Origin of the sequence: Mycolicibacterium vaccae NBRC 14118 = CIP 105934, from assembly GCF_001552715.1 — a bacterium.
GTDB classification, from domain to species: domain Bacteria; phylum Actinomycetota; class Actinomycetes; order Mycobacteriales; family Mycobacteriaceae; genus Mycobacterium; species Mycobacterium vaccae.
In genome coordinates this window covers 20,874-37,258 of the sequence record NZ_BCRS01000044.1, presented here as the reverse complement: position 1 = coordinate 37,258, position 16,385 = coordinate 20,874, and the positions used below count along the sequence as shown (strand labels likewise).

The 16,385-nt window shown below is 68.5% G+C and carries 22 protein-coding genes and 1 tRNA gene; 16 read left to right on the top strand and 7 right to left on the bottom strand.

Annotated elements, in window-relative coordinates:
* Window positions 1–162: 162 nt before the first annotated feature.
* Both MVA01S_RS10960 and MVA01S_RS31975 read left to right on the top strand, forming a co-directional pair.
* Window positions 163–618, top strand: coding sequence for an Ig-like domain-containing protein (locus MVA01S_RS10960; protein ID WP_159426311.1), 456 nt, complete (start codon window positions 163–165; stop codon window positions 616–618).
* 16 nt (window positions 619–634) lie between these two features.
* Window positions 635–757, top strand: coding sequence for a hypothetical protein (locus MVA01S_RS31975; protein WP_255251690.1), 123 nt, complete (start codon window positions 635–637; stop codon window positions 755–757).
* A 1-nt stretch (window position 758) separates the two neighbouring features.
* Here the strand turns inward: MVA01S_RS31975 and MVA01S_RS10955 are convergent, their stop codons facing one another.
* A complete protein-coding gene (locus tag MVA01S_RS10955; RefSeq protein WP_003931252.1) occupies window positions 759–1,097 on the bottom strand; it encodes a winged helix-turn-helix transcriptional regulator in 339 nt (112 codons plus the stop codon).
* A 105-nt stretch (window positions 1,098–1,202) separates the two neighbouring features.
* On the opposite strand from MVA01S_RS10955, the gene MVA01S_RS10950 reads away from it, so the two are divergent.
* Entirely contained in the window at window positions 1,203–2,066 is an 864-nt protein-coding gene (locus MVA01S_RS10950) for an NAD(P)-dependent oxidoreductase (protein WP_003931251.1), read from the top strand.
* A complete protein-coding gene (locus tag MVA01S_RS30845; RefSeq protein WP_003931250.1) occupies window positions 2,063–2,920 on the top strand; it encodes an NAD(P)-dependent oxidoreductase in 858 nt (285 codons plus the stop codon). Before MVA01S_RS10950 ends, MVA01S_RS30845 begins: the two co-directional genes overlap by 4 nt.
* Here MVA01S_RS30845 and MVA01S_RS10940 read toward each other — a convergent pair.
* The gene (locus tag MVA01S_RS10940) at window positions 2,889–3,458 is read right to left on the bottom strand and encodes a cupin domain-containing protein (RefSeq protein WP_003931249.1); all 570 of its coding nucleotides are present in this window, start codon (window positions 3,456–3,458) and stop codon (window positions 2,889–2,891) included. The genes MVA01S_RS30845 and MVA01S_RS10940 overlap by 32 nt on opposite strands.
* A gap of 49 nt (window positions 3,459–3,507) precedes the next feature.
* On the opposite strand from MVA01S_RS10940, the gene MVA01S_RS10935 reads away from it, so the two are divergent.
* Window positions 3,508–5,415 carry an alkyl/aryl-sulfatase gene (locus tag MVA01S_RS10935; protein ID WP_003931248.1) on the top strand — a complete coding sequence of 636 codons (1,908 nt, stop codon included), beginning with the start codon at window positions 3,508–3,510 and terminating at the stop codon, window positions 5,413–5,415.
* Window positions 5,416–5,440: 25 nt separating this feature from the next.
* Here MVA01S_RS10935 and MVA01S_RS10930 read toward each other — a convergent pair whose 3' ends face one another.
* Window positions 5,441–6,253: an SDR family NAD(P)-dependent oxidoreductase gene (locus MVA01S_RS10930; RefSeq protein WP_003931247.1), complete on the bottom strand. Its 813-nt coding sequence runs from the start codon at window positions 6,251–6,253 to the stop codon at window positions 5,441–5,443.
* Between MVA01S_RS10930 and MVA01S_RS10925 the strand changes: the two genes are divergently transcribed.
* From MVA01S_RS10925 to MVA01S_RS10915, 3 genes are all read left to right on the top strand, one after another.
* Complete coding sequence (locus MVA01S_RS10925) at window positions 6,230–6,838, top strand: histidine phosphatase family protein (RefSeq protein WP_003931246.1); 609 nt, start codon at window positions 6,230–6,232, stop codon at window positions 6,836–6,838. The genes MVA01S_RS10930 and MVA01S_RS10925 overlap by 24 nt on opposite strands.
* Window positions 6,839–6,848: 10 nt before the next feature.
* The gene (locus tag MVA01S_RS10920) at window positions 6,849–7,868 is read left to right on the top strand and encodes a phosphotransferase family protein (RefSeq protein ID WP_003931245.1); all 1,020 of its coding nucleotides are present in this window, start codon (window positions 6,849–6,851) and stop codon (window positions 7,866–7,868) included.
* 69 nt (window positions 7,869–7,937) lie between these two features.
* A complete protein-coding gene (locus MVA01S_RS10915) occupies window positions 7,938–8,750 on the top strand; it encodes a transglutaminase-like domain-containing protein (RefSeq protein WP_003931244.1) in 813 nt (270 codons plus the stop codon).
* A 4-nt stretch (window positions 8,751–8,754) separates the two neighbouring features.
* On the opposite strand, the gene MVA01S_RS10910 is transcribed toward MVA01S_RS10915, so the two are convergent.
* On the bottom strand, window positions 8,755–9,108 hold the full coding sequence (locus tag MVA01S_RS10910; RefSeq protein ID WP_003931243.1) for a LapA family protein: 354 nt from the start codon (window positions 9,106–9,108) through the stop codon (window positions 8,755–8,757).
* Window positions 9,109–9,213: 105 nt separating this feature from the next.
* Between MVA01S_RS10910 and MVA01S_RS10905 the strand changes: the two genes are divergently transcribed.
* From MVA01S_RS10905 to MVA01S_RS10885, 5 genes are read left to right on the top strand one after another with little or no spacing between them, the layout of a single operon-like run.
* Window positions 9,214–10,164, top strand: a complete 951-nt coding sequence (locus MVA01S_RS10905; protein WP_003931242.1) for a glycine betaine ABC transporter substrate-binding protein — start codon at window positions 9,214–9,216, stop codon at window positions 10,162–10,164.
* A gap of 2 nt (window positions 10,165–10,166) precedes the next feature.
* Window positions 10,167–11,273 carry an ABC transporter ATP-binding protein gene (locus MVA01S_RS10900; protein WP_003931241.1) on the top strand — a complete coding sequence of 369 codons (1,107 nt, stop codon included), beginning with the start codon at window positions 10,167–10,169 and terminating at the stop codon, window positions 11,271–11,273.
* 5 nt (window positions 11,274–11,278) lie between these two features.
* Window positions 11,279–11,947, top strand: a complete 669-nt coding sequence (locus tag MVA01S_RS10895) for an ABC transporter permease (RefSeq protein WP_003931240.1) — start codon at window positions 11,279–11,281, stop codon at window positions 11,945–11,947.
* Window positions 11,944–12,747, top strand: coding sequence for an ABC transporter permease (locus MVA01S_RS10890; RefSeq protein WP_003931239.1), 804 nt, complete (start codon window positions 11,944–11,946; stop codon window positions 12,745–12,747). Before MVA01S_RS10895 ends, MVA01S_RS10890 begins: the two co-directional genes overlap by 4 nt.
* On the top strand, window positions 12,744–13,364 hold the full coding sequence (locus MVA01S_RS10885) for a putative glycolipid-binding domain-containing protein (RefSeq protein WP_040541686.1): 621 nt from the start codon (window positions 12,744–12,746) through the stop codon (window positions 13,362–13,364). The genes MVA01S_RS10890 and MVA01S_RS10885 overlap by 4 nt, the downstream gene beginning before the upstream one ends.
* Here the strand turns inward: MVA01S_RS10885 and MVA01S_RS10880 are convergent.
* Window positions 13,327–14,271: a prephenate dehydrogenase gene (locus tag MVA01S_RS10880; protein ID WP_003931237.1), complete on the bottom strand. Its 945-nt coding sequence runs from the start codon at window positions 14,269–14,271 to the stop codon at window positions 13,327–13,329. The genes MVA01S_RS10885 and MVA01S_RS10880 overlap by 38 nt on opposite strands.
* Window positions 14,272–14,402: 131 nt before the next feature.
* On the opposite strand from MVA01S_RS10880, the gene MVA01S_RS10875 reads away from it, so the two are divergent.
* The 3 genes from MVA01S_RS10875 (at window position 14,403) to MVA01S_RS10865 (ending at window position 15,591) form a co-directional block, all read left to right on the top strand.
* Complete coding sequence (locus MVA01S_RS10875) at window positions 14,403–14,927, top strand: tRNA adenosine deaminase-associated protein (RefSeq protein WP_003931236.1); 525 nt, start codon at window positions 14,403–14,405, stop codon at window positions 14,925–14,927.
* Window positions 14,924–15,373, top strand: coding sequence for a nucleoside deaminase (locus MVA01S_RS10870; protein WP_003931235.1), 450 nt, complete (start codon window positions 14,924–14,926; stop codon window positions 15,371–15,373). Before MVA01S_RS10875 ends, MVA01S_RS10870 begins: the two co-directional genes overlap by 4 nt.
* Window positions 15,374–15,500: 127 nt before the next feature.
* Window positions 15,501–15,591 (top strand) — tRNA-Ser (locus MVA01S_RS10865).
* An 80-nt stretch (window positions 15,592–15,671) separates the two neighbouring features.
* Here MVA01S_RS10865 and MVA01S_RS10860 read toward each other — a convergent pair.
* Together MVA01S_RS10860 and MVA01S_RS10855 are read right to left on the bottom strand one after the other, a co-directional pair.
* Window positions 15,672–16,001, bottom strand: coding sequence for a hypothetical protein (locus MVA01S_RS10860; protein ID WP_003931234.1), 330 nt, complete (start codon window positions 15,999–16,001; stop codon window positions 15,672–15,674).
* Between the two features lie 205 nt (window positions 16,002–16,206).
* Window positions 16,207–16,380 carry a CsbD family protein gene (locus tag MVA01S_RS10855; RefSeq protein WP_003931233.1) on the bottom strand — a complete coding sequence of 58 codons (174 nt, stop codon included), beginning with the start codon at window positions 16,378–16,380 and terminating at the stop codon, window positions 16,207–16,209.
* Window positions 16,381–16,385: the final 5 nt, after the last annotated feature.

Sequence of the window (16,385 nt, the reverse complement as noted above, 5' to 3'; positions counted from 1 at the left end):
CCGCCGGTGACCGGTTCGCCGCAGTACCCCGACGCGGTGACCGCGCCGGTGACATGGCGGTCGATGGTCAGCGACGTTCTGCGGTGGGTCGGTCTGCCGGCGCTCTCGGAATCGTCGTGGATCCCGGCCGTGGTCGTGCCGTGGCCGCTGAACCAGCTCTGGATGGGGTTGCGGCGCATCGAGTATCACTTGTTCAATGATCGGCCGCAGGTTCGTCCCCAACAGCTTTCCCGGGACGCCGTCACCGGCGCGGTGATCGGAACGCTGAACGGGACCGACGGCGACGGGGACAAGATCACGTATACCCTCGTCGATCTGCCGGCCACCGGACATGTGGAGCTCCTCGCCGACGGCACCTACCGGTACACACCCACCGCGGAGTTCGCGCACGCGGGTGGATCCGACAAATTCACGGTGCGCATTGAGGACAAGGTAGGAAACCCTTGGCACGCACACGGTCTGGCCGGCTGGTTCGGCCTTTCCCGCCCGAAAACGGTGACCGTGACGGTGAGCCTGAATCCGGCTACCAATGGTGCCCTGTCGATCCCGGCGCCCCCATCGGGGCTGGCAGCAGTGGAGTCGTGTCCGGAGCGCTCCTCGGACTGGACCCGACGGTGACACAGTCGACTACTCCGTGACCGTGCAACCACCCGCGAGCGCGTGGCTGCCGTCGCTGCTCGACGCGCTCGGTCGCCGCGCCGTGGGCACGATCGGTTCGACCACGGATACGAGGACGATCACCGGGCGCGGAGGCTGACTCAGCCCGCGTCGGCAGCGCAGATCAGCGCGATGTGCTTCTCGGCCCAGTTGCTCAGCGGCTCAAGGGCTTCGAGGAGCTCACGGCCGGCCGGGGTCATCGAGTACTCCACCCGTGGCGGAACCTCGTGGTAGCTCTCGCGGTGCACCACGCCGTGGGCCTGCAGCTCTTTGAGGTGCTGGGTCAGCATCTTCTGCGAGATCCCGGCAAGGCTGCGGTGCAGTGCGTTGAAGCGTTTCGGGCCGTCCTGCAGTTCCCAGAGGATCAGCGGTTTCCATTTGCCGTCGACGACGGCCATGGCCGCGTCCAGCCCACATGTGTACTTCCCCAGCGATGACATCGGCGTCACTTCCTGCAGCTCAGGCCCAATAGTTTCGTTCAGGTAAGTACCGCACTAAATAGTGGGTACTTGCCGGACGGGTTGCGTGCTGTCGACGATGGTGCCATGACCTCAGTGACTGTGCTCGGAACCGGTGACATGGGCTCGGCGTTGGCGCGGGCGTCCCTGGCGGCCGGCTTCCGGACCACCGTGTGGAACCGCACGACCGCACGAACCGGCTCTCTCCGGGATGCGGGGGCGCGCGTCGCCGCATCGATCGACGACGCGATCGTCGGCGCGGACCTCCTCGTCGTGTGTCTGTTCGATCATGCGTCGGTGCACGCCGTCCTCGACCCGGTGGTGGAGCAGTTGCGCGGCCGGCAGATGGTCAACGTGACCACCACGACGCCTGACGGCGCACGGGAACTGGCCGGGTGGGCGGCGTGCGCCGGCGTCGGATACCTCGACGGGGGCATCATGGCGACCCCGGAGATGATCGGCACCTCCGCGTCGACGGTGTTCTACAGCGGCGTCGGCGAGGTGTTCGAGAACCACCGGCTATTTCTCGAAACATGGTGCGGTGCAGAGTACTTCGGGGCAGACGCCGGAATGGCCTCGCTGTACGACCTGGCGCTGCTGGCCGCGATGTACCTGATGTTCGGGGGCTTCTTCCAGGGGGCGGCGATGGTCGCCGGAGCCGGAGTCACGGCCACCGAGTTCGCCGCGCGGGCGGTGCCCTGGGTGCAGGCGCTGGCGCCGGCGGTGACCGAGTACGCCGCGGTGATCGACAGCCGGAACTACGCAACGCCAGGACAGCAGAGCCTGCTGTTCAGCGACCTGAACGACATCGTCGCCGCGGGCCGGTCCGTGGGTGTCGGCACCACGCTCGTCGACGCGCTCCAGCGGCTCATCCGCTGTCAGATCGAGGCCGGATTCGCCGAGCACGGCTTCGCCCGCGTCTACGAAAGCATCAAGGAGAAGGCCGCGTGACCACGGTCGCCGTCATCGGCCTGGGGCCGATGGGCCGCGCCCTGGCCGCCGCGCTGCTGTCCGCCGGTTACCGCGTCACGGTGTGGAATCGCACGGAATCAAAAGCAGCGCAACTACTCTCATGCGGTGCGCACTGGGCGCCCACGCCGGGGAAAGCCGTCGCCGCGGGTGATCTCACGTTGATCAATGTCGTGGACCACGACGCCGTCGACGCCGTGGTCCACGCCGCCGCGGACGCTGTCGCCGGACGGCTGCTGGTGGGCCTGAGCTCAGACACCCCGGACCGCGCCCGGAGCACCGCCGAACTCGTCGTTGCCGCCGGCGGGCGCTACCTCGACGGGGCGATCATGACACCGACCGACGTCGTGGGCACCGCCGAGGCCAGCGTGCTCTATGCAGGGCCGTACGACCTGTTCGGCGGGCACCGCGAGCTCTTCGAGACGCTGGGGCAGGCGACCTGGCTGGGGGAGGACCCGGGCCGCGCCGCGGCGTACGACATGGCGCTGCTCGATGTGTTCTGGACGGCGGCGGGCGGATTCCTACACGCGCTGGGGACAGCGCGGGCACACGGCATCAGCCCCGTAGAGCTGTTGCCGCATGCCGTCGGTATCGCGGCGATCTTGCCGCCGGTGTTCAGCGAAGTCGCCGAGCGGGTGGAGGCCGGCCGGCATGACGATGCGAACGCGACGGTGTCCTCGGCCGCCGCGTCGCTGAGTCACCTGGTCGCCACATCGGAGGCCAGCCGGGTGGACGCCGGCGCGCTGAAGGCGATGAAACGCTACGCCGACGACCTGGTGGCCGCCGGGCACGGGGACGCCGAGATCAGCCGTTTGGTGGAGGCGATGGGGGTGTGACGTCGGCGTGGTGGGCGCCGACGACGAACAGCGCCAGCCGCGCGGGAGTGTCGCCGGGGTTGCGCCAGCGGTGCCGGGTTCCGTTCTGTACCACCGTGTCACCGGGGCGCAGCGTCACCTCGGCACCGTCGTCGAGCTCGAGGATCACCGTGCCCTCGAGCACCACCTCGAAGTCGATGGTGTCGGTGGTGTGCATGCCGGGATCGCTGGGATCCATGTAGGCCAGCAGGCCCGGCAGCTTCTCCTCGGCGTCGGCAAGAGCCTCCTCGGCGTCGAGCTGCTCGGGCTCACCGGTGGCGGTCGAATGCGGCGGTAGCGTGAACATCGAGAACCGGAAGCCGCCGACGGGCGGAAAGTACGTGTGCCAGTTCGGCATTGCACCGTCGTCGGGGAACCGGGGTGCTTCGTCACCTCCCCACAGCAGCGTGAACTCCGAGCCGGGGAGCAGAACCGGCTCGCGGGGCGCGACCTTCTCGTCGCTGACGAACACTGACTTGCCGGACGGATCATGTCCGGTGACGACTCGACGGATGTCCATTCCGCCAGTCAAGCACCGGCGGGGCGGTCGCGTGGCAGTCTCTGACGATATGGACAGCAAGCCGCCCACACCGACCATCGAGGCCGCGCACCGGGACGAGCTGAGGAGTCTTCCGTTCGGCGACACCCGGGATTTCACCGATGCCGACCGCGGTTTCATCGCGGCGCAGCAGCCATGCGTCGTCACCGCCGCCGACGGTCACGTGGTGTGGGACAACGACGTCTATGCGTTCCTGACCGGGGACGCGCCGCCGACGGTGCACCCGAGCCTGTGGCGGCAGTCGACGCTGGCGGCCAAGCAGGGGCTCTACGAGGTGGTGAGGGCGAGCGGACCGACGGGAGGAGAGGGTGCGGGCATCTACCAGGTGCGCGGCTTCGACCTGTCCAACATCACCTTCGTCGAGAGCGACACCGGCATCATCGTGATCGACCCACTGGTGTCGACGGAAGTGGCCGCCGCGGCGCTGGCGCTGTACCGCGCGCACCGCGGCGATCGGGCGGTCAGAGCCGTGATCTACACCCACAGCCACGTCGACCACTTCGGCGGCGTGCTCGGGGTGACCTCGCAGGCCGACGTCGACGCGGGCGAGGTCGCGGTGTTCGCGCCCGAGGGGTTCACCGCACACGCCGTGCAGGAGAACGTGTACGCCGGCACGGCGATGACACGCCGCGCGGCCTACATGTACGGCGCGGTGCTCGAGCGCGGCCCGCAGGGTCAGGTGGGCTGCGGGCTGGGGCAGAGCCCGTCGCTGGGTGAGGTGGCGATCATCGTGCCGACCGTGGACATCCGGAAAACCGGTGAGGTGCACACCGTCGACGGTGTGGAGATCGAGTTCCAGATGGCGCCGGGCACCGAGGCGCCGGCCGAGATGCACTTCTACTTCCCGCGTTTCCGCGCGCTGTGTATGGCCGAGAACGCGACGCACAACCTGCACAACCTGTTGACATTGCGTGGGGCCCTGGTGCGCGACCCACACGGCTGGGCCGGCTATCTGACCGAGGCGATCGACACGTTCGCCGAGCGTGCCGACGTGGTGTTCGCCTCCCACCACTGGCCGACCTGGGGTAAGGACAGGATCATCGAATTCCTGTCCCTGCAAAGGGATCTGTACGCCTATCTGCACGACCAGACGCTGCGCCTGCTCAACCAGGGCTACACCGGTGTCGAGATCGCCGAGGACTTCCCGATGCCGCCCGCGCTGGAGAACGCCTGGCATGCGCGCGGCTACTACGGGTCGGTCAGCCACAACGTCAAAGCCGTCTATCAGCGCTACATGGGCTGGTTCGATGGCAACCCGGCCCGGCTGTGGCCGCACCCGCCCGAGGCCATCGGGCCGCGCTACGTCGCGGCGATGGGCGGCATCGACCGTGTGGTCGTGCTCGCGCAGCAGGCATTTGATGAGGGTGACTTCCGTTGGGCGGCAACACTGCTCGACCATGCGATCTTCACCGACGAGAACCACGCCGGTGCCCGCGCGCTGTTTTCGGACACGCTGGAACAGCTGGCCTACGGCTCGGAAACCGCCACATGGCGCAACTTCTTCCTGGCCGGCGCCACCGAACTGCGCGACGGCAACTTCGGCACGCCGACCCAGACGACGTCACCGTCGATGGTGTCGCAACTGTCGCCCGAGCAGATGTTCGACGTGCTGGCGATCAGCGTGAACGGGCCCCGCGCCTGGGATCTCGACGTCACGGTGGACATCACGTTCCTCGATGTGCAGACCAACTATCGGCTGACATTGCGCAACGGGGTCCTGGTCTACCGCCGGGTGCCCGCCGACGCGGAGACGGCGCAGGCGACGGTCCGGCTGGCGAGCAAACTGCGCCTGCTCACCCTGGCCGCCGGCGACAACACGTCGCCGGGGTTGGAGATCGTCGGGGATGCAGACGTTCTCACGTCGCTGGTATCGGTGCTGGACAAGCCGGACCCGGACTTCAACATCATCACCCCCTGAGCGCCCGCGGCAACTGGCAGGCCGGTTACACGCCGCCATCGGCGCGCAGAATCGAGCCCGTCGTGAAGCTCGACGCATCGGACATGAGAAACAGTGCGGCGCCGACGATCTCGGACGGGTCCCCGGCCCGCTGCAACGGCAGTCCGCGGAACGGGTTCTCCGCGCCGTCCATGTCCCACGCCTTGCTGATGTCGGTCAGGTACGGGCCGGCCATCAGCGTGTTCACCCGGACCGTCGGCCCGTACGCCTTGGCCAGTCCTTCGCTGAGCGTGTTCAGTCCCGCCTTGGCCGCGGCGTAGGGCAACATGTCGGGCGCCGGCCGGATCGACCCGCTGGAGCTGACGTTGACGATGGAGCCGCCGCCGTCGGCCACCATGCGCTCACCGATCAACGCCGACAGCCGGAACGGGCCTTTGAGGTTCAGGTTCACCACTGTGTCGAACAACTTCTCGGTGACCGACGACAGCGATTCGTAGAGCGGTGACATGCCGGCGTTGTTGACCAGCACGTCGACCTTGCCGAACCGGTCGTAGGCCGCGTCGACCAACCCGTCGAGCTCGTCCCACCGCCCGACGTGCACCTGGTACGGGAACGCGGTCCGGCCGGTCTCGGCGGCGATCGCGTCGGCGGTGGCCACGCACGCGTCGTACTTGCGGCTGGCGATGATCACGTCTGCGCCGCACCGGGCGGCTGCGAAGGCCATCTCCCGACCCAGGCCGCGGCTGCCGCCGGTGACCAGCACCACGCGATCGGTCAGATCGAACAGCCGGTCGGCGAATCCACCCGTATCGGTCACGGGCCATATGGTGTCACGGTGCAACTGCTTCTGGTCCGACATGCGCTGCCCCTGCGAAGCGAACCCGGGCAGGGCTCCGATCCGCACCTGTCCGAAGAGGGTGTCGAGCAGGCCAAGCGGCTCCCCGACGCGCTGGCCCGCTTCCCGATCACCCGGCTGGTGAGCAGCCCCCAGATCCGGGCCGTCGAGACCGGGCAACCGGTCGCCGACGCGCTGGGCCTGCCCATCGAGGTCGACGAGCGGCTGGCCGAGTACGACCGCGACCTCGGGCACTACATCCCGATCGAGCAGATCGCCGCCGAGAACCCGCAGGAGCTGCAGCGGCTCATCGACGGTCACCTGCCCAGCGCCGTGGACGAAGACGAGTTCCTGGGACGCGTCTTCGGCGCGGTGGACGACTTGGTCGCCGCCGCCGGGCACGACGAGACCGTCGCGGTGTTCAGCCACGGCGGGGTGATCAACGTGCTGCTGCACCGCGCGCTGCGCACCGAGCGGCTGCTGTCCTTCCACGTCGACTACGCCTCGGTGACCCGGCTGCTGTCGTCGCGGACCGGACGGTTCGGCGTCGCCGGGGTCAACGCCACCGAACACGTATGGGACTTATTGCCCAGGAATCAGCGATGGTAGGAAAGTCAGCGTGACTGACCTCGAAGGCCTCGACCTTGCCGCCCTGGACCGACACCTGCGGGAGGTCGGGGTGCCGCGTAGCGGGGATCTGCGCGCCGAGCTGATCGCCGGCGGACGGTCGAACCTGACGTTCCTGGTGGGCGACGACGCGTCGCAGTGGGTGCTGCGCCGTCCGCCGCTGCACGGCCTGACCCCGTCGGCGCACGACATGGCCCGCGAGTACCGGGTGGTGGCCGCGCTGGCCGACACCGCGGTGCCCGTCGCGCGTGCGGTGACGATGCGTAACGACGACTCGGTGCTGGGTGCCCCGTTCCAGATGGTCGAGTACGTCGCCGGCCGGGTGGTGCGGCACACCGACCAGCTGCGGGCCCTCGGGGACAGCGAGACGATCGAGAAGTGCGTCGACGCGTTGATCAAGGTCCTCGCCGACCTGCACTCGGTGGACCCCGACGCGGTCGGCCTGGCGGACTTCGGCAAGCCCAGCGGCTACCTTGAACGCCAGGTGCGGCGGTGGGGTTCGCAGTGGGATCTGGTCAAGCAGGCCGACGACCCGTGTGATGCCGACGTCAGGAAGCTGCACCAGCGCCTTACCGAGGCCCTTCCGCCGCAGAGCCGAACCTCGATCGTGCACGGCGACTACCGCATCGACAACACCATCCTCGACAACGAGGACCCCACCAAGGTCATCGCGGTGCTGGACTGGGAGATGTCCACGCTCGGTGACCCGCTCAGCGACGCCGCGCTGATGTGCGTCTACCGGCACCCGACGTTCCACCTCGTGCACGCCGACGCCGCGTGGGCCGACGACCTGATCCCGGACGCGGACGCGCTGGCCGAGAAGTACTCGCGGGCGTCGGGTCAACCGCTGGATCACTGGGATTTCTACATGGCGCTGGCCTATTTCAAGCTCGCGATCATCGGCGCGGGCATCGCCTACCGGGCCCGCGAGGCAGGTGTCATCGACGACACCGACAAGGTGGCCGAGGCGGTGGCCCCGCTGATCGCCGCGGGGCTGGCCGAGCTTTCCTGACCCCCGGAGGTTTCGCCGCAGGTCCGGGGTGGTAGAGAGTCGCGTGCCCCCAACGCTTCCCACACCACGATGAAACGCGACGTCGGTACCGAACTGGACATCGAGATCACCGATCCGTCCACGCTGGAATTCCAGATCGCGGTCGCTCCGCAACCCGGTGCCGAACTCACCGAGTCGTTGTCATTCGTCTTGAACGGCAACGAGATTCCGCTGACTGAGATCCAGGAGATCAGCGGCGACCACGGCAACCGCATCCACAAGTTCGACGCCCCGGTCGGCAATCTCCGGGTCAGCTACCGCGCCACCGTCATCGGTCAGGCGGATCCGGCGCCGGTGCGCGAACTCGACCTGTCCACCTATCTGCGGCCCAGCCGCTACGCCGAGGCCGACAAGTTCTTCGGGTTCGCCGCGACGGAATTCGGCAGCATCGCGGAGTCGGTGAAGCTGCTGGCCGAGGTGCCGTCCTGGGTCGGCGCGCGGCTGAGGTATGTCCCCGGATCCAGTGATCCGATCGACGGTGCCGCCGACACGCTGCTGGCCGGGTCCGGGGTGTGCCGCGACTACGCCCACCTGGTGATCGCGCTGCTGCGCGCGGTGAACGTGCCGGCGAGGCTGGTGTCGGTGTACGCGCCGGGCTGTAACCCGATGGATTTCCACGCCGTCGCCGAGGCGTTCGTCGACGGTCACTGGCGGGTGGTGGATGCCACCCTCCTGGCGCCCCGCCAGTCGCTCGTGCGCATCGCGACCGGGCGCGACGCGGCGGACACCGCCTGGCTGGACAACCACAAGGGGTCCATCAACGTCAACAACATGGAGGTCTTCGCCACCGTGGACGGGGATCTGCCGCGCGACTCGATCGAGCAGCTGGTCTCACTCCGGTGAGCGGCTACACGCCGCCGGTGAGGTTCTTCTTGGCCGCGCGGCGCAACTGGAACATGCGCACCGCGCCCACCGCGACGGTCACCAGGCCGCCGGCCACCGCCGCGAACAGGATCGCGACGCCCAGCGGGAGGCTCCAGTGCCAGCCGAGGAACGCGAACTCCGCCGACTCGGTGTTCTGCGCGATGAAGATGAGCAGGATGATCAGGATGAGGAATCCCAAGGTCAGCGCCGCCCAGAGCGCTGCGGCTCGGGTGCGGTGCACCGCGGACTGGCGCGGTGGTGGTGCGGTCCCCGACTGCGGGGGCCCAGGCGCGCCGACCGCGGGCTGGTCGGACGACGCGAACGGATCGCTGGTCATGGACCCATCTTTGCCCTTCTGCGCGTCGAATGAAACCACTTCGTCGGTGGCGTAAGGTCGGCCCAGCCCTTCTCGCAGGCACGGCGAGAGTGAAAGGACGTTCGGATGACCCGTTCCCGACGACCCAGGCGCGCCGCGATCGCGGTCGTCCTCGCCGTGATCGCCATCGTGCTGGCGGCGTGCGGCAGCTCCAATCCGCTGGGGGGCGGTGAGATCTCCGGTGACCTGAAATCGATCAAGGTCGGTTCCGCCGACTTCACCGAGTCCAAGATCCTCGCCGAGATCTACGCGCAGGCGCTGGAGGCCAACGGTTTCACGGTCTCCCGACAGTTCGGTATCGGCAGCCGGGAGACTTACATTCCCGCGGTGCAGGACCATTCGATCGACCTGATCCCGGAGTACACGGGCAATCTGCTGCAGTACTTCGACCCGGACAGCGACGCGACGACGCCGGACTCGGTGCTGCTGGAGTTGCTGCGGGTTCTTCCCGGCGCGCTGTCGATCCTCTATCCGTCACCGGCGGAGGACAAGGACACCCTCGCGGTGTCCGAGGCGACCGCGCAACGCTGGAACCTGCGGTCGATCGCCGACCTCGCCGCGCACTCGGCGGAGGTGAAAGTCGGTGGGCCCTCGGAGTTTCAGACCCGGCAGACCGGGCTGGTGGGTCTCAAGCAGAAGTACGGGCTGGACATCGCGCCGGTCAACTTCGTCGCGATCAGTGACGGGGGAGGGCCTGCGACGGTCAAGGCGCTGACCGACGGAACCGTCACCGCCGCCAACATCTTCAGCACTTCTCCGGCCATCGAGCAGAACAATCTGGTGGTGCTGGAGGACCCGGAGAACGCGTTCCTGGCCGCGAATGTGGTGCCGCTGGTCGCGTCGCAGAAGATGTCCGACGAACTCAAGACCGTCCTCGATGCGGTCAGCGCGAAGCTGACCACCGAGGCCCTCATCGAGCTGAACACCTCGGTGGAGGGCAACCGGGGCATCGACCCGGATGAGGCGGCGGCCAACTGGATCTCCGCCAACGGTTTCGACGAGCCCCTGGGGAGATAGCCATGATCACCTTCGAGCACGTCACCAAGGAGTATCCGGACGGTACCGTCGCGGTCGACGACCTGACCCTGGACGTCCCCGAGGGCACGCTGGCGGTGTTCGTGGGCCCGTCGGGCTGCGGCAAGACCACCTCGATGCGGATGATCAACCGGATGATCGAACCCACCTCGGGCACGCTGACGGTCGACGGCAGGGACGTCACCGAGGTCGACGCGGTGAAGCTGCGGCTGGGCATCGGGTACGTGATCCAGAGCGCGGGACTGATGCCGCATCTGCGGGTGGTCGACAACGTCGCGACGGTGCCGGTGCTGCGCGGTGAATCACGGCGCAGTGCAAGGAAATCCGCGATCGAGGTGATGGAGCGGGTCGGCCTGGACCCGAAGCTGGCCGACCGCTACCCGGCGCAGCTCTCGGGCGGGCAGCAGCAGCGCGTCGGGGTGGCCCGGGCGCTGGCCGCGGACCCGCCGATCCTGTTGATGGACGAGCCGTTCAGCGCGGTGGATCCGGTGGTCCGGGAGGATCTGCAGACCGAGATCCTGCGGCTGCAAAGCGAATTGCGCAAGACGATCGTGTTCGTCACCCATGACATCGACGAGGCGATCAAGCTGGGGGAGAAGGTCGCCGTGTTCGGCCGTGGCGGGGTGCTGCAGCAGTACGACGCGCCCGCGCGGCTGTTGTCGAACCCGGCCAATGACGCCGTCGCCGGGTTCGTCGGCGCCGACCGCGGGTACCGCGCGTTGCAGTTCTTCCATGCCAGCGGGCTTCCGCTGCACGACATCCACCATGTCCGCGAAGCCGAGATCGACGCTCTGGCACTGAGACCGGGGGACTGGGTGCTGGTGACCCGTCCCGACGGCACCCCGTATGCGTGGATCGACGCCGACGGAGTCGCACTGCACCGCAAGGGAAGCTCGCTGTACGACAGCACGACCGCGGGCGGTTCACTGTTCCGGCCCGACGGCACGCTGCGGCTGGCGCTGGACGCGGCGCTGTCCTCCCCTTCCGGGCTCGGGGTGGCCGTCGACGACGACGGCCAGGTGATCGGCGGGGTGAAGGCCGACGACGTGCTGGCCGCGCTGGACGAGCAGCGCGCCGCCAGGCAGGGGTAGGGCCGATGCGCTACCTGGTCACCCATCTCGACGATCTGTGGACGCTGACGCTGATCCACCTGCGCTTGTCGCTGATCCCGATCGTGCTGGGACTGCTGATCGCGGTGCCGCTGGGTGCGCTGGTGCAGCGCACCACGGTGCTGCGCCGGCTGACCACGGTGACGGCCAGCATCATCTTCACGATCCCGTCGCTGGCGCTGTTCGTGGTGCTGCCGCTGATCATCCCGACCCGGATCCTCGACGAGGCGAACGTGATCGTCGCGCTGACGCTGTACACGGTGGCGTTGCTGGTGCGGGCAGTGCCCGAGGCGCTCGACGCGGTGTCGCCCGCAGTGCTGGACGCGGCCACCGCCGTGGGTTATCGGCCGCTCACCAGAATGCTGAAAATCGAGCTCCCCCTGGCGCTTCCGGTGCTGATCGCCAGTCTGCGGGTGGTGGCCGTCACCAACATCTCGATGGTCGCCGTCGGCTCGGTCATCGGGATCGGCGGGCTGGGCACCTGGTTCACCGAGGGCTACCAGGCCAACAAGAGTGACCAGATCATCGCCGGCATCATCGCGATCTTCGTGCTGGCCATCGTCATCGACACACTGATCATGCTGGCCGGCAAGGCGCTCACCCCGTGGACCAGGGCGCAGAGGCCGGCCGGCGCGCATGCGGGGGCGGCGGCATGAACTTCCTGCACGAGGCGCTGACGTTCATCTTCACCGCGGCCAACTGGGCCGGGCCTGCCGGGCTGACCGCGCGCATTCTCGAACACCTCCAGTACACCGTGATCGCGGTGGTGTTCTCGGCGTTGATCGCGGTGCCGCTGGGGATGCTGATCGGGCACACCGGCCGCGGCACGTTCCTGGTGGTCACCGGGGTCAACGCGCTGCGCGCACTGCCCACCCTCGGGGTGTTGCTCCTCGGAGTGCTGCTGTGGGGTCTCGGGCTGGTTCCGCCGACGATCGCGCTGATGCTGCTGGGCATCCCGCCGCTGCTGGCGGGCACCTACTCGGGCATCGCGAACGTCGACCGCGACGTCGTAGACGCCGCCCGGTCGATGGGGATGACCGAGTCGCGGATCCTGCTGCGAGTGGAGACCCCGAACGCGCTGCCGCTGATTCTCGGCGGCCTGCGGACGGCAACCCTGCAGGTGGTGGCGACCGCCACCGTCGCGGCCTACGCGAGCCTGGGCGGGTTGGGCCGCTACCTGATCGACGGCATCAAGGTCCGCGAGTTCTACCTCGCCCTGGTGGGCGCGCTGATGGTCACCGCGCTGGCGCTGATCCTGGACGCGTTGCTGGCGTTCGCGGTGTGGGCATCGGTGCCGGGCACCGGCCGGCTGGGCCGGCTGCGCGGGCGGCCCTCGATCCCGCAGCCGTTCCTCGGTGACGAGGTCGCGCTGGAATCACGGCCGCAAGGCGGTTCGAGGCACGATTCCCGAGCCCGCCACGGAGCGGCGGACCCGTCGCCTACGGTAGAGGCATGAGTGAAGCCGATCGCTCGGAGGCGAAGTCCCGTGCAGGTGAGGAGCAGGGTGGTTCCTGGCCTGCGATCCTGACATGGCGTGCGCACGACGTGCCTCGGATGGAATCGGTGCGCGTGCAGCTGTCAGGTGACCGCATCAAGGCCTACGGCCGGATCGTGGCGGCCGCCACTTCGGACCATCCCGCGTTCAGCGCGTCCTACGACCTCGTGACCGACGAGAACGGGGCCACCAAACGGCTGTCGCTGACCGTCACGCTGGCCGAACGCGAGCGCCAACTCTCCATCGCGCGTGACGAGGAGAACATGTGGCTGGTCCAGGAGCGGTCCGGCCAGACCCACCGGTCGCATTACGACGGCGCACTGGACGTCGACGTGATCTTCAGCCCGTTCTTCAACACGCTGCCGATCCGGCGTACCGGGGTGTACCGGGATGGCGGGTCGGTGACCGTGCCGGTGGTCTACGTGCGGGTACCAGACTTGTCGGTGGATGTCGCGACGATCAGCTACACCGCAGGCGGCGGCGGGATCAAGCTGCAGTCGCCGGTGGCGCAGACCACCGTCACCGTCGACTCGAACGGCTTCATCCTCGACTATCCCGGGTTGGCAGAGCGGATCTGATCACCCAGCCCGCCCGGCCGGCCGCGGCGAGTTCGTCGCGCCAGTTCTCCTGGCCGACGACGGTCGCGACGATCTCGGGCCGGTCGAAGTTCTCGTAGCGGATCCGGGCGGCGTGGCCGGTCTCGACGAGCTCGCTGACGGGCTGGTGCTGGGCGAGTTGATTGCGGGCGTCGACGAGCTGGCGCAAGGTCCGGTCGAGCACGGGTAAGAGCTGGGTGGAGTTCGCCTCGCACATTGCCCGGACCAGGTCGGGTGCGGTCGCCGCGACTCTTGTGCCGTCCCGGAACGACCCCGCGGCCAGTGCGAACGCCAGGGGCACCTCACCGGCGGTGGCGGCCAGCGCCTCGGCCAGCAGATGGGGCAGGTGCGAGATGGTCGCCGCGGCGGCGTCGTGTTCCTCGGAGCGCGCGGGCACGACGAACGAGCCGCAGTCCAGCGCCAGGTGCATCACCGTCGCCCACACCTGCGGGTCGACATGGTCGTCGACGCTGACCACCCAGGGCGCGTCGACGAACAGGCCGGCGTTGCCTGCGGCCCAGCCGGACTGCGCGGTGCCGGTCATCGGGTGCCCGCCGACGAACCGCGCCAGGAGTCCGGCCCGCTCGACTTCGGCGTGGACGGCGCCTTTGACGCTGGTGACGTCGGTCAGCGGACACTGCGGGGCGTTCTCCCGGACGTAGCGCAGCATGAGCGGCAGTGCGGGCATCGGCACCGCGAGCACGACGAGCGCGCCGAGGTCGGCGGCACGGTTCAGCGTGGCGGGGAGATCGGTGCTCACGTCGAATCCGTCCGACCGGGCCGCCTCGACGCCTTCGACGGACCGGTTGTAGCCGAACACGTCGCGTCCGGCCGCTTTCGCGGCCCGCATCAGCGAGCCGCCGATCAGCCCGAGACCGATCACGCACACCGGTGTTTTCGTCACGTTCCTAGGTTGGCACATCGCGCTGATCGGATGGTTCCGGCATGGTTCCGGCAGCCTCTGCCAGGCGGTGCGGACCCGCTGGTCAACGCCCTGCCGGAGGACTACCCTCAGGCCTCATGGGAGCGCAGAGTGCACAGAAGCAGGAGCGGGCGACCGACGTCCCGGACGGCTTCGCTGTGGCCGTCGTCCAGGAGGACGGCAAGTGGCGGTGCACGCCGCTGCGGCCCACCGCGCTGACCAGCCTGACCGCCGCGGAGACCGAGCTGCGTGAACTACGCAGCGCCGGAGCCGTTTTCGGGATTCTCGACATCGACGACGAATTCTTTGTGATCGTGCGGCCCGCTCCGTCGGGCACCCGACTGCTTCTCTCGGACGCCACGGCCGCGCTGGACTACGACATCGCGGCCGAGGTGCTGGAGAAGCTCGACGCCGAGATCGACGACGAGGAACTCGAACGGTGCGACCCGTTCGAGGAGGGGGACCTCGGGGTGCTGTCCGACATCGGACTGCCCGAGGCGGTGTTGGGCGTGATCCTCGACGAGAGCGACGACCTGTACGCCGACGAGCAGGTGGGCCGGATCGCGCGCGAGATGGGCTTCGCCGACGAGCTGTCGGCGTTGCTGGACCGTCTGGACAGGTGACCGACGAGGAACTGATCCGCGCTGCGCTCGACGCCGCCGGGCTGGCAGGTCCGCGGGACGTACCGATCGGCGCGGTCGTCGTGGCCGCGGACGGCACCGAACTGGCCCGCGCGGCCAACGCGCGCGAAGCACTGGGTGATCCCACCGCGCACGCCGAGATCCTCGCTCTGCGGGATGCGGCGCGTGCGCTGGGCGACGGCTGGCGGCTGGAAGGCGCCACGCTGGCGGTGACGGTCGAGCCGTGCACGATGTGCGCGGGTGCTCTGGTGATGGCCCGTGTCGCGCGGGTGGTGTTCGGGGCGTGGGAGCCCAAGACCGGCGCGGTCGGCTCGCTGTGGGATGTTGTGCGCGACCGCAGGCTGACGCACCGTCCGCAGGTACGCGGCGGCGTGCTGGAGACCGAGTGCGCGGCGCCGCTGGAGGAGTTCTTCGCCCGCCAGCGCTGACCCCTCCTTCTCCGCGAGTGTGCGTGTCTGCGGCCAACACGCCGGGCAGGGAGCGGACTTCACGCACGCTCGACGCATATCAGGGGACGTTTTGGTCCACGCCCCGTCCATCGGTAAGCTGCCACACGGTGGCGTGTCCGAGCGGCCTAAGGAGCACGCCTCGAAAGCGTGTGACGGGTAACCCCCGTCCGAGGGTTCAAATCCCTCCGCCACCGCCACACCTCTTCTGCGTAAGCAGTAAGAGGCTGTTCAGTTCCCGCCGTCCGCCCGGATTTCCCGGATGGACGGCGAGGTGGGCTCATCCCTCGCCGCCGAGTTCGCTCTGATCTCGTTCGTTCTCGGCGGTGTCTTGGGTCATCGCCGACTCGTCGAGCCACTTCTGAAGGTCGCCGCCGAGCCGGTCCGCCGACAGTTGGGCGAAGTCGAGGGCCTGTACCGCCATCGCGGCCAGGACGTTCATCGCCCGTCCGCTCCGATGGATCTCCATCATCAGCGCGCTCAGCGATTCATTGTCTTCAGCGTGCAATCTCGACAGGTACCGGCGGGCATCGGCGAATTCCCGGTCGAGGTGAGCCATCTTTGTTCGGAACTCGTGGGGCGAGGGCAGCTCGTCGGGCACATCGACCATAGATTCATCCTTCGGTACCGGGCGCAGACCCCCAGTCGTCGCGCGGCAGCGTCAACCGGAGGCAGTGTCTGACCATTAGAACGCGCGCCGCGCGTGAAGGGTCGGGCTTTGAAGCACGGCGGTGCCAGGGTTCAGAGAAGCCACGGCCTCAATGCAGTTCGGCCTGTCACCCAATCGGGTGACAGGCCGAACCGCTGTCGCGGCGTTACTTCTTGAACGCGTCTTTGATCTTCTCGCCGGCGTCCTTGAGGCTGGACTTGGCCTGGTCGACCTTGCCCTCGTTCTCGGTGCTCTTGTCGCCGGTGAGCTTGCCGAAACCCTCCTTGGCCTTACCGCCGAGGTCGTCGATCTTGTTGCTTGCCTTGTCGTCGGCACCCATGTGCG

Coding starts and splice junctions, on each gene's coding strand:
- MVA01S_RS10915 (WP_003931244.1), top strand. CDS start 7,938: ATGAAACGCGACGTCGGTACCGAACTGGACATCGAGATCACCGATCCG.
- MVA01S_RS10910 (WP_003931243.1), bottom strand. CDS start 9,108: ATGACCAGCGATCCGTTCGCGTCGTCCGACCAGCCCGCGGTCGGCGCG.
- MVA01S_RS10860 (WP_003931234.1), bottom strand. CDS start 16,001: ATGGTCGATGTGCCCGACGAGCTGCCCTCGCCCCACGAGTTCCGAACA.
- MVA01S_RS10890 (WP_003931239.1), top strand. CDS start 11,944: ATGAACTTCCTGCACGAGGCGCTGACGTTCATCTTCACCGCGGCCAAC.
- MVA01S_RS10935 (WP_003931248.1), top strand. CDS start 3,508: ATGGACAGCAAGCCGCCCACACCGACCATCGAGGCCGCGCACCGGGAC.
- MVA01S_RS10905 (WP_003931242.1), top strand. CDS start 9,214: ATGACCCGTTCCCGACGACCCAGGCGCGCCGCGATCGCGGTCGTCCTC.
- MVA01S_RS10885 (WP_040541686.1), top strand. CDS start 12,744: ATGAGTGAAGCCGATCGCTCGGAGGCGAAGTCCCGTGCAGGTGAGGAG.
- MVA01S_RS10950 (WP_003931251.1), top strand. CDS start 1,203: ATGACCTCAGTGACTGTGCTCGGAACCGGTGACATGGGCTCGGCGTTG.
- MVA01S_RS10930 (WP_003931247.1), bottom strand. CDS start 6,253: ATGTCGGACCAGAAGCAGTTGCACCGTGACACCATATGGCCCGTGACC.
- MVA01S_RS10940 (WP_003931249.1), bottom strand. CDS start 3,458: ATGGACATCCGTCGAGTCGTCACCGGACATGATCCGTCCGGCAAGTCA.
- MVA01S_RS10955 (WP_003931252.1), bottom strand. CDS start 1,097: ATGTCATCGCTGGGGAAGTACACATGTGGGCTGGACGCGGCCATGGCC.
- MVA01S_RS10895 (WP_003931240.1), top strand. CDS start 11,279: ATGCGCTACCTGGTCACCCATCTCGACGATCTGTGGACGCTGACGCTG.
- MVA01S_RS10875 (WP_003931236.1), top strand. CDS start 14,403: ATGGGAGCGCAGAGTGCACAGAAGCAGGAGCGGGCGACCGACGTCCCG.
- MVA01S_RS10960 (WP_159426311.1), top strand. CDS start 163: ATGGGGTTGCGGCGCATCGAGTATCACTTGTTCAATGATCGGCCGCAG.
- MVA01S_RS10855 (WP_003931233.1), bottom strand. CDS start 16,380: ATGGGTGCCGACGACAAGGCAAGCAACAAGATCGACGACCTCGGCGGT.
- MVA01S_RS10900 (WP_003931241.1), top strand. CDS start 10,167: ATGATCACCTTCGAGCACGTCACCAAGGAGTATCCGGACGGTACCGTC.